Below are 15,298 nucleotides of genomic sequence, written 5' to 3'. Positions count from 1 at the left end.
CTCCCCATACACAGGTTTTATTATTTCACCTGTCTACCGTAAGGGGAGCATATCACAGGTCTGAAGCACCTGAGGAACAGCCTCTTTTTTATTGGCCGCCATTGGATTTCGTCCAGTAGAAAAGGAGCATGTACATCTTTACGATAGGTTACATTGGAATTCATCCAGTCAATGGACACGTACAACGCGGCAATCATCGAAGAGCAGCCGAATCCGCTGGATAAAATGCAGTGCACATGACTTTTAGCCGTCTAGTTCGTTCATTTCACTGTATATTTTCCAATTGGGTCCTGGCTAAAACCGAAAAAAATGGCAGAGCAGAAATCACTCTCTGCCCCACCATCTTCGTCACAACTATAATTCTACTTCACGATCGCGCCGTTTGGCATGGTGTCCGGAACCATGGCGAGCGTCAATTGGCCATCCTTGGATGCCGCCAAAATCATGCCTTGAGACAGTACGCCGCGCAGCTTCACCGGTTTCAGGTTCACCACGCAAATCACTTTGCGGCCTACGAGCTCCTCCGGCTTATAATACTGCGCAATGCCAGATACGACCTGGCGTTGCTCGTAGCCGAGATCAAGCTCTAAGCGAAGCAGCTTATCGGCCTTAGGAACGGGCTCACAATGCGTAACTTGGGCGACGCGCAGCTCCACCTTCGCGAAGTCGTCGATCGCAATCTCTGCCTTCGCATCCTCCGGCGTGCCTGCTTCCGGCTTCGCATCAGTCGTTGCTTTCTCCACCGCAGCTGCTTGCGTGCCTGAAGGCGCTTCTCCCTCTTTCTTGCCTCCGCTCATCGCTTCGGCAATGGCAGCCACTTCCGTCTCTGCCTCAAGGCGCGGGAAGATAGGCTCCCCTTTGACGACCTTCGTCCCGTCAGCGATTACGCCGAATGTGCGCGCCGCATCCCATAGCGTGCTCTCGCCGGCTTGCAGCCCAAGCTGCGCCCATACCTTGGCAGGAGCTTGCGTCAAGAACGGCTGTAGAAGAATCGACGCGATGCGCAAGCTTTCTGCCAAATGCGTCATAACTGACGCCAGATCGCCAGCCTTCGCTTCATCCTTTGCCAGCACCCATGGCTGCGTCTCATCGATATATTTGTTCGTCCGGCTAATAAATTGCCAGATCGCCGTAAGCGCGACGGAAAATTCCATATTTTCCATAGCTGCTTCCACTTTATCCACCGTTTGCGCCGCAACATTGGCCAATTCTCCATCAAATGCTGTCACTTGTCCTTGATAGGCAGGAATGTGACCATCGAAATACTTGTCGATCATGGCAACAGTACGGTTCAGCAGGTTGCCGAGGTCATTGGCCAAGTCGAAGTTAACGCGCTCCACGAACCCTTCCGGCGTAAACGTTCCGTCCGAGCCGAACGGAACCTCGCGCAGCAAGTAATAGCGCAGCGCGTCCAGCCCGTAACGGTCAATCAGCATAACCGGATCGACGACGTTGCCTTTGGACTTGGACATTTTGCCGTCTTTCATCAGCAGCCAGCCGTGGCCAAATACCTTCTTCGGCAGCGGAAGTCCAAGCGCCATCAGCATAATCGGCCAATAAATCGTATGGAAGCGGATAATCTCCTTGCCGACCAGATGCACGTCCGCAGGCCAATACTTCTCATACAGCTCTGGGTTGTCTGTGCCATATCCGAGCGCGGTAATGTAGTTCGACAAAGCATCGATCCACACATAGACGACATGCTTCGGATCATCCTTTACTTTGACACCCCAGTCGAACGAAGTGCGGGATACCGCCAAATCTTCCAGCCCCGGCTTAATGAAATTGTTAATCATTTCATTTTTGCGGGATTCCGGTTGAATGAAATCAGGATGAGCTTCGTAATACGCTAACAGTTGATCCGCATATTTGCTCATCCGGAAGAAGTAGCTTTCTTCCTTTACCAGTTCCACCGGCCGTCCACAGTCCGGGCAGTTGCCGTTCTCAAGCTGGCGCTCGGTAAAGAACGCTTCACAAGGCGTACAATACCATCCTTCGTACGTGCCTTTGTAAATGTCGCCTTGCTTCAGCAGCTGGTCAAAAATGTCCTGTACAACTTTTTTATGCCGCTCTTCCGTCGTACGTATAAAATCGTCATACGAAATATCGAGCTTTCCCCACAACTCTTTAATTCCGCTTACGATATCATCGACGAATTGCTGCGGCGTCTTGCCGGTCTCCCCTGCTTTGCGCTCGATCTTCTGTCCATGCTCATCCGTTCCCGTCAAATACCGAACTTCAAAGCCACGGAGCCGCTTATAGCGCGCCATTGCGTCACCTGCTACAGTCGTGTACGCATGACCGATATGGAGCTTGTCGCTCGGGTAATAAATCGGTGTCGTAATGTAGAACGTCTTGTCTGCCTTTGTCATCATAACAGCCTCCTAGCAAAAATAAAAAAAGCCCGCGTCCGCTTTGGGACGAGAGCTTATTCTCACGTGGTACCACCCAACTTTCTGCCGCTCCGATCACGACCGATATATGACGGCGTGAGCTCCAATAGCGACAGCTTCATTGTGACCGGATGAGCCGGTCAACCATTCGATATCGAGAATGACTCGCCACAGGCTTGTGCATAAATGATTCTGCACTTGCAAGCGGTTCCTCCAGGACCATATTCGGAAGACTTCCCATACCGGTTCGCAGCAATCCCGGCTCTCTGTCATGGCACGCTCTTCGTACTCATCCGTTCTTCGGATTTTTATATTTTCCATGTATAGGATAACAAAAATAGAACTATGCTCAATATAGCGTAGCTATTGTCCGCCTGTCAAGGACGCTTTGGCGGAACCGGGTCCAAGCCTCCGGGATTGAAGGGATGGCATCTTGCAATTCGCCTCATCGTGAGCCAAGAGCCCTTCAACGGTCCATGAACCTCCAACGCTTCCATAGCATAGGCGGAACAGGTCGGATAAAATCGGCACGTCGGTGGCTTAAGCGGTGAGATCCATTTGCGGTACACTCTCACCGGACCTTGAAAAGCTCTCGTCACCCATCTTGGACGAGCTGAAGCCGCGCCGTCGTCGGGCGAAGTCATGATGCACTGCCCTTCGTTTCATCGTTCGCTTTCGATTCTTGTTCCTTATCCATACAAGCTTCGCAATATCCGAACACCTCAAATTTATGCTTAACGACCTGGAATTTCTCAGGCACGTCCGTTAATGGCATCGGGCAAAAATGAATCGGATACGTCTTCTCGCACTGCAGGCAAATCATATGATGGTGATGATGACTTTCCGCACAATGCACTCGGAATTTCACGCCATCCTCGAATACAATTTGCTCTAATACGCCTAATTCATGCATAACACGCAAATTGCGATATACGGTGTCGAAGCTAAGTCCGGAATAGCGTTTTCCCATGAAATCATAGACATCCTTCGGGGTTAGAAAGCCGTCGGTATCCGCGAACAACTTCGCCAAAGTTCGACGCTGGTCCGTTATTCGCAACCCCTGCTCGGCCATCTTTTCGAGTATTTGCTCTGTGCTCAGCATCGAAGTTCCTCCTCTGTATGCAACAACCGGTTATTATTATAATGCTCCAAATGCTGGCGGAAAGTCAAGGAAGGCGCTTACTGGAGGCGTATATATATTTGTGTGGAAATAAGGAGGAAAAAGAGCCTGAACTTTGATAGTGTTAGTGGTGATGCACAAAAACTACAAAGAAGGCTCTTCTATATAAAAATTCGACCACAAGCTAGACCGTCGAGTGCGTAGATTCAACGTGTTCTGCTATATCGTTCCGTCCGTCCGTCTCGAATGACACCGTTCCAATTGAGGCCATATCCAAAGTCATACACATGGTTGTCAGCGTCCACATGACATTCCATGTCGTGTGCGACATCTTCGAACTGTTCCTCTACGGTTTGCATGTTCGCAGGCATCTGCATGGGAAGCAGACCTGACGGCTCAACAGTTCCAGTCAGCACTTCTAGAATAGCCTGATCCTGAACACCGAAGTTGACAACGATCGCATCCACTTCTGCTTCGAATTCTGCCACAACCGTTGGAGTGGACAGGAGGAGAGATACAACCACCGGCTTGTCTTTCATCTTTGCTTCGGTCTCCAGAACGGCCTGCAGATCCGACGTATTTTGCGGCGTCACTGACTTTCCTTTGTAGGAGCGGTTGTGCATCCGTTTCATCGATTCATACTACGGGCGGTTTCCAGAGGGAGTTACTATTTGGAGAGTGAACAAAAGGACAGCCGTTAAGCTGTCCTTTGATTAATGAATGATGAATAAGTGCCGATTCAAAAATGCTGCATTACGTTGAGCGCGTGTTATGAACGCGGTTTTGGCATCGGGAGGAAGAGCAAGTTCACAGGCAGGTTGCTGCCTGCGGCCGGAGAGAACAGAATTTCTACCTTTTCCTCGTAATCGCCCGTACGATATACGACGCTGGCTTCATCCACACCGCTGATCAGTCCATGGTTCGGCGTGTTCACCGTCTGTCCGTTTACAAGCATCGCACCCGAGTAGGATCCTCCGCGGGAGTTAAAAGCGATGAGTGTATGCGGCGCCACCTTCTCCAGCTTCACGCGATAGAGCACACCATAGTTCCCTTTGTTAACCATATCCTGGTACGTCAGCATGTCAGTGCCTGTAAGGTCTTTGTCGTTAATCTTATCTGCGAACACCAAGCGTTCGCCCTTGCCTACTTCCTCTCTGACAGTGAAGTTGCGATCCGCATTAATGTACGTGCCGCGAATATGTTCGTCCGTAGCCAACGGCTGCAGATTCGGCAGCTCGGTCAATACGTCTTTATCCGCATCCAACGCAACTACGGTATATTCCAACGTGGTGCTGCCATAGAAATCAGCATACAACGTGTACGTATCATCCGGTTTTAACGGACGCTGATTCAATTCCGGAATGACAACCTTCGTTTCATTTGGCTTCAGCTGCATCTCGGTCGCTTTATCATTTTTCTCAAAGGACTCGAAGTAGCGGACAGAAGCCATCTTACCTGTTTGCTGAGGGTAGGGGCTTGGGCCTGCCAGCCCAGAATGCTCGACAGTGAAATTAGCAGGGTCATCCGAAATATTTTTCACTACAATATACAATTGAAGATTGTTCGATTTTTTGTTGATGTGGTGCAAAAAGATCCGGGCGCCGCCCGCCACATTGTCCTGGTATAGAATACCATTATTTTTAACATTCTCCGGACTGTTCGAACGGTACAGCGTACGGTTATTTTCCGAAAATTCCGGCTTCAGAAGCTTCAGACCAAGCACGGTACTGCCGTCGTGAGGATACACTTCTCCGACCGGAGTGTATACTTTATTGAACTCATCAAACGTGTACAGCGTCTCGCTCGTAACCGTAATCGTTTGTGAGATTTCGCTGGAAAGGCCGTATTTGTCGGTTACTTTTAACGTAACGGTATGGTTGCCCGGTTCGAAGAAAGCCGGCTTGTTATTCGTCCATTCCCGCTTCAGGTCAGCGACATCATCATCGTCTGTACTTGCATCTTGGTAGCGAATGTATTCACCCATTTTATACGTCGTCTTCTCGGTCTGGAAGTTAGCTACCGGCGGCTCGTTCGGCTTCAACACCGTAATCGTTACCGAGTAAGGCGCACTCCATTCACCGCGCTCGTCGCGCACGCGAAGCGATACCGTATATACGCCTGGATCTTCGTAATAGTCCTGCAGGCCGGTCCATTCTTCTTCTACGATTTGCAGGCCGCGTGGAGATTTGGATTCATTCGTGACCGTAACTGGTGTCTGCTTCGCGAAGATTTCCTTCTCGTTAACACTGAATTTCGCGATTGGCGGAGCGCTTAATTCGATGGTGATGCGCTTCGTCTTGTTATCCCATTGATACGGCATTTCGAACGCTTGCATAGCCGATGTAATCGGAACCATGAACGTTCCCTCTTGCATGTAGGAAGCGCCGCTCATTTGGGTTGCTTTCCCGTTGACGCGGTAATTGCTGCTCCCCACTTTATAACGAAGCTCTTTATCGCCGCTTGCAATAATCGTCTCTTTGGTCTTGCTGTCATAGTTCACTTGCAATCCGAACCGTTCGACGAGAGAACGCAATGCGATGTAAGATACGCCTTTTTTCACAGTGATAGGCTGCGGTGATTTATATTCCGTGCCGTCCTGATACATCAGGTTGCTGTTCGCGATTAATACGAGCACATCTTTGCCAGCGTCGCCGGCTCCGATTCCTGAATTGCTCGTTGAATTCGCATTATTGTTTCCATTCTCATCTACGGTACCCTTTACTTCGTCAGTATCCTGGTCCGTATCCGTGCCGCCATCCACCTCGCCCTGAATGGAGCTGCTTCCCTCTTGCGTAATTTCGCTCGTTACTTGCTTATTATCGGTTGTCGTTGTATTCCCTTCAGCCGCAACGATAGGGATAACGGTAATGAATTGCACTGCAGCTACGCAGGTAATGAAAAGCTTTTTCCAAGATTTCATGTTTACGTCCTACTCCTCACCCATCATATACTTTTGTATGTGTCATATTTACGTTTTGTGTATGTTTGAACATAGTTATAGACGCTTTTCTTTACAAAAAGTTTCTAATTTTGATCGTTTTTCTTCAGCAAAATTTAAGATTTTATTAAAAAAAAGAAAACCTACATCTTTTCTGATGTAGGTTTAATTCGAAATCAACAGCGACAGAAGGTGATATCCCCGCCATTAAGCCCGATGACCGAACGGATATGCAGACGAGATCGTAACCGGCAGCTTGCCGTGCGCCTCCTGACGGCCAAGCAAAACATTGGCCAATGCCGACATCGTTGCCGGGCGATTCTCGTAGCAGCACAGATACGTCAGTGCTTGCGGGAATTGATTCAGATCATATGGATTCCGTGTGGAGGCGACGATAACCCGTTTGTCGGAATCGTGCAGCAAACCTTCTACAATATCAACTTGCCCTTGATGAAGCATGGACACGGCATTATACGTCAGCACGATGACCTGGCGATATTCAGCTGCCTTCGCCAATGTATCCCGCACCTCTTCCGCGTCCGGATACGTGCCGATGCGCAGCTCCGTCACTTGCTTGACGTGCGGCTGGAGCGCTGACGCCAACGTAAAGGTTTGCGTGATCGGCTCATCGACCTCCGTGCGCTGACGAACTTCAGGCCAGATAACGAGTGTGGCCTCTTCCGGATCTATCGGCAAGCTTTGCTTGTCATCCTTCACTAACGTAATGCTATCGGCACAAATACGTTCAACGACAGCCTTCGATTCCGGCGTTCCGAACAAGGTAGCGAATTCCGGCGTTACGTCCGCAAGCCGCTCTATGTGGCGCTTCTCCTTCAGGGCGAGCAAACGATGTACGGATTCGTCGATTTGGGACTCGGAGATTCGACCGGTGCGGACCGCTTCGATCAAGGCCTCGATTGCTGCAACCTGTTCTGTAAACGTATGGCTAATCAGCACCAGGTCCGCTCCAGCCTCGACCGCCATAACGGCTCCTTCGGCGATTCCGAACTCCTTCGAGATGGCATGCATCTCGAGGCAGTCGGTTACAATGACTCCATCAAACCCTAGACGCTGACGCAACAATTGGGTCAACACTTTCCGGGAAAGTGTAGCCGGAATGCCATCAGGCTCGAACGCAGGGAACGTGACATGCGCGGTCATGATGCAGTCCACGCCTTCTTTAATTGCACGGATGAACGGTGCCAGCTCGATCGACATGAGACGTTCTTCGCTATGCGGCACAGCCGCGAGGCCGTGATGGGAATCGACCGCCGTATCGCCATGACCTGGGAAATGCTTCGCCGTCGCGGCGACATTGGCATCCTGCAGCCCGCGAATTTGCGCTGCTCCGAGCTCCGCGACGACGTCAGGACGCTCTCCGTAGGAACGGACGCCAATGACTGGATTTTTCGCATTGTTGTTGACATCCACGCTTGGCGCGAAGTTCATATTAATACCCATGCGAAGCAGCTCTTCTCCGCAGATCTTCGCGGCATCATAGGCATGCTCCGCACTGCGGGTCGCGCCGATGGCCATATTGCCGGGAATGAGCGTAATGTCGTCCCAATCAATACGCGCTACCATGCCGCCTTCCTGGTCAATGCAAATAAAGAGCGGAATATCCGACTGTTCTTGGGAAATCAGCTGCAGCTCATGCGACAGACGGCATACTTGCTCCGAATTTACTACGTTGCGGCGAAAATAAATAATGCCGCCCACCTCGTATTTTTCCAAAAGCGTACGAATTTCCGTATTTACAGCCGGAGTTTGGAAGCCGCACATTACCATTTGGCCAATCTTCTGTTCCAACGTTAATTGACGTTTACTCATGCCACTCATCCCATCCTCTATTTTTGTGTTAAAAAAGCCAATTATCGTGAATTCATTACTGATGTTAGTTTAATCGTTATCACTTTCAGCAGATGCGGTCTGCTCGCGAAATTCAGACGGAGTTATTCCCGTATACTTCTGGAACACCTTCGAGAAGTAGCGGCGTTCTGAATATCCGACCGTAGCCCCGATATGAGTTATGCTCTTATCCGTCATGCGCAGCATGGACTTCGCCAGCTTGATCCGCTGCTTCGTCACGTATTCCACGAACGTTTCGCCGAAGTGAGTTTTGAATAACAAGCTGAAATAACTGCAGCTAATACCGAGATAGTCAGAGATTTCATCGATTCCGATATCCGAACTCAGATTGCGGTGAATGTAATCCTTCGCGGAAATCATAAGCAATTCGCTCGATTTCTTATTCATCGCGTGTTCTTTCGTATGGTTGATCAGCTGCGTAATGACATTGTTCAAATCTTTGACGCTAACGCTATGCTGCAGCCTGTTCCATATCGCTTCTTCTTCTTGGGAACTGACAAGCTCGAGTTCCCTCATCTCGCGCAGCAGATGAATGATGACATAATGAAGAAATTTCTCAACCCGCATCACGGATTGCTCTGGCATCAGCAGCAGGCCGGATTGAAGCGATTGCAAGCTCTTCTCCACCTTGCTCTTATCGTTCTGCTTCATGCCCGATACGATATCTTCAACAAGCTGCCACTCAGAGACGGAAGCCGCTTGACGCGCATTGGAACCTTCGTCCACCTGCACCAGCTGTTCATCGTCGGGATAGAGCACCAAGGAACGCTGCAGCCGCTTATACGTATTGGCAAGACCGGCAAGCTGAATCGGGCCTTTGTCCCAAGCTAGGCTAACCGTTAGCTTGACATGCTCGCGCACCGCCCGTTGGAATAGGCATGCCCAGCGAGCCATGTCGTCTTGAGACACTTCACAGCATTCTTTGGAATATTGCATCAGGACGCACCATTCCCCTTCACGCATCTGCAGCACCGCATAGTCCAGCCATTCACCTGTTATTGCGTCCTGCAAAACGTTGCGCACTGCAAAATTCCATAATTTGCGCTCGTTATCACTCCATGATACGGTATGCTGCACATATCCGTCCAGATCAATTAATAGCAACGCGTAGTCCATTTGATCCGCCTGCAGCCCGTCATCTGCGATCACGTAAGGGGGGGCTCCCGCCGAGAACCCCATTAAGACGTCGAACATCATCTTCTCGTAAGCAAGACTAATTACCTTGCCCCAGCGTCGCTCCGACCTGTTCTTCTCCTGTTGGCGCGAGCGCACCAGATCGGCAATCGTGCGAACGGTATGCTCCAATTCCTCATAATTAATCGGCTTCAATATGTAGTCCCGCACACCGTTCTGCAAAGCAATTCGTGCGTATTCGAATTCCTGATAGCCGGTGAGCATCATCACTTCGGCCTCGCTGCCCATTTTACGGATTTCCCGCAAAAATTCCATACCATCCATCACAGGCATGCGAATATCGCACAAAATAATGTCCGGATCACGCTGACGGACGATATCGATCCCTTCCGCTCCATTGCGTGCCGTACCGACGATCTCCACCTTCATTTCTTCCCAGGGGATAACCATCTTCAAGTTATTTAAAATGTGAATCTCATCATCGATTAATAACGCTTTCACACTCATTCCGCTTCACCCTGTTCATATTTCGGTATAATGCATCGGATTATCGTCCCCTTGCTCGGGGCCGAACAAATAAACAAGCCATATCTAAATCCGTATGTAATACGGATGCGGTCTGCCACACTGCGCACGCCAAGCCCTCTGCGCTCCGTATTGTAAGTTTGTTCCACAATCGGCAGCAGCGCCTTCTGTTCATCGGACTGCATATATTGGAACTTCTTCAGCTGTTCATTAGACATCCCTAATCCATTATCCTCAACATCGATAAAAATGCGTTCAGCGTCATCGTATGCGGAAATGCGTATCCAGCCTGTATGCGTAATTCCGTCGAACCCGTGCTGAATGCAGTTCTCCACCAGAGGCTGCAGCGTCAGCTTCAATATTTGATTATTCAAGATATCGTCCGGAACATCAATTTCAAAGTTAAATAAATCTTCAAAGCGGAATTTCTGGATTTCCAAATAGCTGCGCAAGTAAGCCAGCTCTTCCCGAATCGTAATCTCTTCCTTATCCTGAATGCTGGTCCGCAGTATGTTGCCGAGGCGGTACACCATTTGGCTTACTTTGCGTCCTTCGTTCTGAATAGCGAGCGCATTGATCGATTCAAGCGTATTAAAGATAAAATGCGGCTTAATCTGGGCCTCCAGCACGCGCATTTCCGCCATGTTCTTCTGCTTCTGTTCCTGCTTGACCTGGTCGATGAGCCCAGACACTCGCTCGGTCAACTGGTTGAACCCTTTAGCAAGAGCCGTCATCTCGTCGTTGCCCTTTTCCTCTACCCGAACGTTCAATTCTCCCGTTTCAACCCGGCGCATGAACCTAACGATCCGGTTGACCGAGTTGGTAATCCGGTTCATGAACAAGAGAAAGAACAGCAAGGCCGCCACGACGCAGGCAAACATAATAATCGCCACCCATATCCCGAAATCGACCATTTCTTTCGTCAGCATTTTCCACGATGTCACTGAGACAATATACCAATCGAAATCTTTCAATTTATAGGTGGATATTAGACTTTCCTGACCGTTAAAATCGGTTTTGTAGCTGTTGTATAGCGATGTGCTGTTAGCGATAGGCTCAATGACGGACTGCAAATTACTCAGCTTATGTTCATTGTCGCTCTCATACAATATGTTGCCATTGCGGTTCACAAGATAGAATAACGGGGAATTGGGGTTATCCCACTGGAACTTGTTAAATATCGAATCCAGCTCCCAATTCTTCACCTGTACGACGAGCACGCCCAGATTCCGCAAGGAGCTCATGCTCTTAATAACTCTTATCTGGGTGAAGCCGTCTTCATTGCCTGTAATCTCGGGGTATTCATTGGGCCCAATCCATAATGGGGCTCCTCTTCTCTTCAGTACGTTCTCGTAAATTTCATGCTGCTCAAATTGCTCGAATGGGAGCGCTTTAAATCCTTGCTTATCAAATATAGGCACGACTTGTTGCCAGTTCGAATCGCTGCGAGTGTTGTATAAATAGGCAAAGTTAATCGATGGATGATTGTATAGCAGCATGCGGAAATTTCGCTGATTGGCGTTCAGCTGCAAATAATCGGCTTTGGCTAAATTCTGCTCCCGCGGGTTGCGGGCCGATAGTGCGCCCTCAAACACGGAGCTGCCTATGCCGAGGTCGGTTACCCTGTCCATCTCCGAGAACAGGTAACTGACGCTCTTGCCTGTCGCTTTCAGCGAAAGTTCCGCTTGCTGGTTATATTTCTCTTCAAGCATTTGAAACGCGATCCAGAAGGTTAACGTGCCGAGCAGCAGGAGCGGAATGATAATGAGTGTGACAAATGCAGTCATGAGCTTAAATCGCAGGTTCATCCCATTTCACAGCTCCATCCGAGTAAATTAGCCTTTAACTCCGCCTGCCGTCAATCCTTCAATAATCTTCTCTTGCAGGATGGCGTATATGACCATGACCGGAACGACGCTGTATACAATTCCCGCCGACATTTGAGCGTAGTTGATATTGTAGGCGTCCCGAAATCCGACCATACCGACCGGAAGTGTCTTGAGCGAATCCTCCGACAAGAAATAGTTAGCTAGCAAGAACTCGTTCCAATTGCCCAGGAAATTAACGATGAATACAGTTACTAAGGCTGGAACCGTTAATGGCATTATAATTTTAACAAATATCGAATGGGCCCTCAACCCGTCCACGACAGCAGCTTCCTCAATCTCTGTTGGCAACGAACGCATGAAAGCGGTCAGGATGACGATCGTAAACGGTATCGAGTTAGCCGTATAGGGAACTAGCAGCGCCCAGTGCGTATCAAGAAAGTTAAACTGCCGCATCAGATTGTAGATAGGAAGCAGCAATGCGTTGCCCGGTATGAGAATGCCGATCAGAATCAGCTGGAACAACCACGGGCTAAGCTTGTTGAACCTCATCCGCGTAATGGCAAAGGACGCCATCGATGCGATCAGAATCGTTGCGACCGAGGCGACAACGGCGATGTACAGACTGTTCAAAAAGTACGTGCTTATTTTGGCGTTGACCCAAGCATCCGCATAGTTGCTAAATTTGAATTCTGTCGGTAGCCCGAACGGATTGCTGGCAATTTCCACGTTGTTTGCTTTGACAGACGAGAACAAAACAAAAAGAAACGGGAATAGAATAACGGCGAGATAGGCAAGCAATACGACGTGATTCATGCTGCTTTTAATTTTTTTGACCATCAGTATTCGATCCTTTCCGTTCTTTTTGCGACCAACAGCTGATACAACACGGTAATGATAAGCGTAAAGATAAAGATGAGCACGGCGATGCTGTTGCCGAAGCCGTATTTAAAGCTCTTGATGGAATGCTTCAACATATAGGTCGCCATCACGTCCGTTGCCCCGGATGGTCCGCCCTTCGTCATGACGAGCACGATATCAGCCGCTTTCATCGCGCCGGCCACGGACAACATGATGACGACGGAAATGATCGGCATAATGAGCGGAACCGTAATTTTCCTAGCCCGCTGCCACCCCGTTGCCCCGTCGATCATGGCTGCTTCGTCCAATTCCTTGGGAATCGAGATAATCGCCGCTAACACCATGACGATATAGAATCCCGTCCATTGCCATCCATTCGTGATTAATATCGATATCATTGCCCAACTGCGATCAGAAAGCCAGTAAATTTTGTCTATGCCGAACAATCCCAAGAAGTTGTTCATCAATCCAATGTCTGGCTCATAAATAAATCCCCACAAAATACCTATAACCGCTGTAGACATGACCGAAGGGGCAAATACTGCCGTTTTGTATAAGCCTTTGAGCTTCTTGACATTAGCGATAAGAAGCGAAAACAAAATAATGATTGGAACCTGGATAAACACGGAAAACAAAATAAACAAGCCGTTATTTTTAACCGCTATCCAGAAATTCGGGTCGTTCATCGCCCGTGAGTAGTTAGCCAAGCCCGTGAATTTCACGACGTTGGAAATGCCGTTCCAGCTCGTAAAGCTATAATAGGTGGCATTAATTACGGGATATATAAAAAACAAAGTAAACAAAAACAGCGTCGGAAGCAAAAATAAAATATAAGTGACTGGCTTTCTTAGCGCTTTGTTCATCTCGTACCTCCATACTCCAGATAGTAGGCATCATGTCTCTATTTAAATTCAGCACCACCCGGCCATTTGCGAGTGGTGCTGAATCGGTTGAATCAGAGGCAATAAATTATTGAGCAGCGTCCGTTTCTTCATTGACTTGCTCTTGCACCTTTTGCATTGCTTCAAGCATCGCTTTTGGCTCTTTTACGCCTTCAATGACTTGTTGAATGCCGGTTCCAAGCTCTGTATTCACTTCGGCTTGCACCAGTGCGTCAAATGCAGGCCAAGTGTATTTCACTTCATTCATCCGCGCCAAAATTTCTTGCATCAACGGATGTTCGGCTACTTCTTTCATTTTGCTGTCTTCGATCTTCATCGAAGGAAGCATGCCGTCTTCTTTGAAGGATTGCAATTGAACATCTTCATTAAAGAAATTCTTAATGAACGATTTGATGGCTGCAAGCTTGCGCGGATCTTCCGCCGCTTTCGCAGAGAACGCATAACCGTTATTTGTATCCACCATGGAGCTTGTACCCTCGCCCTCTTTCAGAGGAGGCATCAGGAAAAATCCGAACTTGTCTTTTGTATCTGCTCCCGCCGTCTTCTCATCCGTCAATGCGGAGTAAGCCCAAGAGCCGTCGTACATCATAATAGCTTCGTCCGTGAGAAGCTGATTGCGCTGATTGTTGTATTCCAAGCCGAGCTCGCCCTTCTTGAAGTAGCCTTTCTTCACCCAATCCTGATGCTTCGTCACGGCTTCCACCATTCTAGGGTCATCCCATTTCGATTCGCCTGTTTTGAACCCGTTCGTAAATTCCGCTCCGGCATAATAAGCCCACAGGTTATTCGTCGTCATCAACGGAACCCATGCATCCTTGGACGCTTGCGCAATCGGAACCTTGCCGTCCGCTTTGATTTTCTCGGCAATCTGCTCCATTTCAGCCAACGTCTTAGGCAGCTCTAACCCCTTCTCCGCGAAATACTTCTTGTTATAGAAGTAGCCTTCTATGGAGCCTCCTTTTGGCAACCCATAGATTTTCCCGTCGTGAGTCCATGGCGTCAATGAAACGAACTTGTCCTTGAGCCCCATCTCTTCCAGGATTGGCGTCAAATCGAGCACTAGTCCTTCTTTGGCAAATACTCCGACATCAGGGCTGCCGAATGCGTCGAAAATATCCGGTGGATTGCCCGCGGCCATTTCGCTTCTCAGTTTGTCCTTGCGATTCACTTCGCTCTCGACGCCGTCAAGCTTGATCGTCAGACCCGGATTTTCCGCTTCCGTGTTCTTCACGACAGCTTCCAAACGGCCGAAACGATTTTTGTTGGAGTCCCCAATTTCAATGTGGCGCATCTTCATTTCGAACGGCTCAACCTTCTCCTCCGCCGGTTTATCGTTCCCTGCCTGCGGGCTTGTTGTTTCTTGTTTGCTGCTGCAGGCCGCCAGCACAGTGGATGCGATAAACAGAAGAGATAACAGCATGACCAGGCTCTTTTTCATATTTTGACCTCCCCATAAGTAATTGAATAATTACTACGCTTTAATTATAGAATGACTTCCAGCCCTTGGTAAGGACGACAAATTCATAATTAGGGGATAAAATTCTCCAATCGCCGAAGTGATTTGTGCACGTTGACAAAAAAGCCATCGTTCTTGCGTCCAGCAAGGCATTTTACACATTCGGCATGCTCTAATAAATCGTATGCAACCTCTCTCCTTGATGGCGGGTTCTCCAAAAATCGTTTTTGCCCACTATCCCAACTATTCAGAAAATGAGCACAATATCGAATAT

General features: G+C 48.9%; 10 protein-coding genes and 1 pseudogene. All 11 read right to left on the bottom strand.

What is annotated here, in order from left to right:
- Positions 1-362: 362 nt before the first annotated feature.
- Entirely contained in the window at positions 363-2,372 is a 2,010-nt protein-coding gene (gene metG, locus LQV63_RS14610; RefSeq protein WP_233697269.1) for a methionine--tRNA ligase, read from the bottom strand.
- A 398-nt stretch (positions 2,373-2,770) separates the two neighbouring features.
- Positions 2,771-3,037, bottom strand: coding sequence for a membrane protein insertion efficiency factor YidD (gene yidD / locus LQV63_RS14605; protein ID WP_233697264.1), 267 nt, complete (start codon positions 3,035-3,037; stop codon positions 2,771-2,773).
- Positions 3,034-3,495 (bottom strand): Fur family transcriptional regulator, encoded by a 462-nt coding sequence (locus LQV63_RS14600; RefSeq protein ID WP_019422951.1) that lies wholly within the window; start codon positions 3,493-3,495, stop codon positions 3,034-3,036. Before LQV63_RS14600 ends, yidD begins: the two co-directional genes overlap by 4 nt.
- A gap of 224 nt (positions 3,496-3,719) precedes the next feature.
- Positions 3,720-4,130: pseudogene (locus LQV63_RS14595) on the bottom strand (glycoside hydrolase family 3 C-terminal domain-containing protein); the annotation flags it as partial.
- A 152-nt stretch (positions 4,131-4,282) separates the two neighbouring features.
- Positions 4,283-6,433, bottom strand: coding sequence for a stalk domain-containing protein (locus tag LQV63_RS14590; protein ID WP_233697263.1), 2,151 nt, complete (start codon positions 6,431-6,433; stop codon positions 4,283-4,285).
- A gap of 225 nt (positions 6,434-6,658) precedes the next feature.
- Positions 6,659-8,281: a beta-N-acetylhexosaminidase gene (gene nagZ, locus LQV63_RS14585; protein WP_233697262.1), complete on the bottom strand. Its 1,623-nt coding sequence runs from the start codon at positions 8,279-8,281 to the stop codon at positions 6,659-6,661.
- 69 nt (positions 8,282-8,350) lie between these two features.
- The gene (locus LQV63_RS14580) at positions 8,351-9,961 is read right to left on the bottom strand and encodes a response regulator transcription factor (RefSeq protein WP_233697261.1); all 1,611 of its coding nucleotides are present in this window, start codon (positions 9,959-9,961) and stop codon (positions 8,351-8,353) included.
- Positions 9,958-11,787: a sensor histidine kinase gene (locus LQV63_RS14575; protein WP_019422956.1), complete on the bottom strand. Its 1,830-nt coding sequence runs from the start codon at positions 11,785-11,787 to the stop codon at positions 9,958-9,960. The genes LQV63_RS14580 and LQV63_RS14575 overlap by 4 nt, the downstream gene beginning before the upstream one ends.
- 27 nt (positions 11,788-11,814) lie before the next feature.
- Positions 11,815-12,645 (bottom strand): carbohydrate ABC transporter permease, encoded by an 831-nt coding sequence (locus tag LQV63_RS14570; RefSeq protein WP_019422957.1) that lies wholly within the window; start codon positions 12,643-12,645, stop codon positions 11,815-11,817.
- Positions 12,645-13,529, bottom strand: a complete 885-nt coding sequence (locus LQV63_RS14565; RefSeq protein WP_233697260.1) for a carbohydrate ABC transporter permease — start codon at positions 13,527-13,529, stop codon at positions 12,645-12,647. Before LQV63_RS14565 ends, LQV63_RS14570 begins: the two co-directional genes overlap by 1 nt.
- Positions 13,530-13,635: 106 nt before the next feature.
- The gene (locus tag LQV63_RS14560; RefSeq protein ID WP_019422959.1) at positions 13,636-15,006 is read right to left on the bottom strand and encodes an ABC transporter substrate-binding protein; all 1,371 of its coding nucleotides are present in this window, start codon (positions 15,004-15,006) and stop codon (positions 13,636-13,638) included.
- Positions 15,007-15,298: the final 292 nt, after the last annotated feature.

The sequence above is a fragment of the Paenibacillus profundus genome, from assembly GCF_021369635.1.
GTDB classification, from domain to species: Bacteria; Bacillota; Bacilli; order Paenibacillales; family Paenibacillaceae; genus Paenibacillus_B; species Paenibacillus_B profundus.
The sequence above is the reverse complement of the archived record's forward strand: the minus strand, read 5'-3'. Positions and strand labels throughout refer to the sequence as shown.

What these genes read in the sequence shown, in the direction of transcription:
- nagZ (WP_233697262.1), bottom strand. Translation starts at nt 8,281, where the DNA reads ATGAGTAAACGTCAATTAACGTTGGAACAGAAGATTGGCCAAATGGTA.
- LQV63_RS14580 (WP_233697261.1), bottom strand. Translation starts at nt 9,961, where the DNA reads ATGAGTGTGAAAGCGTTATTAATCGATGATGAGATTCACATTTTAAAT.
- LQV63_RS14565 (WP_233697260.1), bottom strand. Translation starts at nt 13,529, where the DNA reads ATGAACAAAGCGCTAAGAAAGCCAGTCACTTATATTTTATTTTTGCTT.
- metG (WP_233697269.1), bottom strand. Translation starts at nt 2,372, where the DNA reads ATGACAAAGGCAGACAAGACGTTCTACATTACGACACCGATTTATTAC.
- LQV63_RS14600 (WP_019422951.1), bottom strand. Translation starts at nt 3,495, where the DNA reads ATGCTGAGCACAGAGCAAATACTCGAAAAGATGGCCGAGCAGGGGTTG.
- LQV63_RS14590 (WP_233697263.1), bottom strand. Translation starts at nt 6,433, where the DNA reads ATGAAATCTTGGAAAAAGCTTTTCATTACCTGCGTAGCTGCAGTGCAA.
- LQV63_RS14570 (WP_019422957.1), bottom strand. Translation starts at nt 12,645, where the DNA reads ATGGTCAAAAAAATTAAAAGCAGCATGAATCACGTCGTATTGCTTGCC.
- LQV63_RS14560 (WP_019422959.1), bottom strand. Translation starts at nt 15,006, where the DNA reads ATGAAAAAGAGCCTGGTCATGCTGTTATCTCTTCTGTTTATCGCATCC.
- LQV63_RS14575 (WP_019422956.1), bottom strand. Translation starts at nt 11,787, where the DNA reads ATGAACCTGCGATTTAAGCTCATGACTGCATTTGTCACACTCATTATC.
- yidD (WP_233697264.1), bottom strand. Translation starts at nt 3,037, where the DNA reads ATGACTTCGCCCGACGACGGCGCGGCTTCAGCTCGTCCAAGATGGGTG.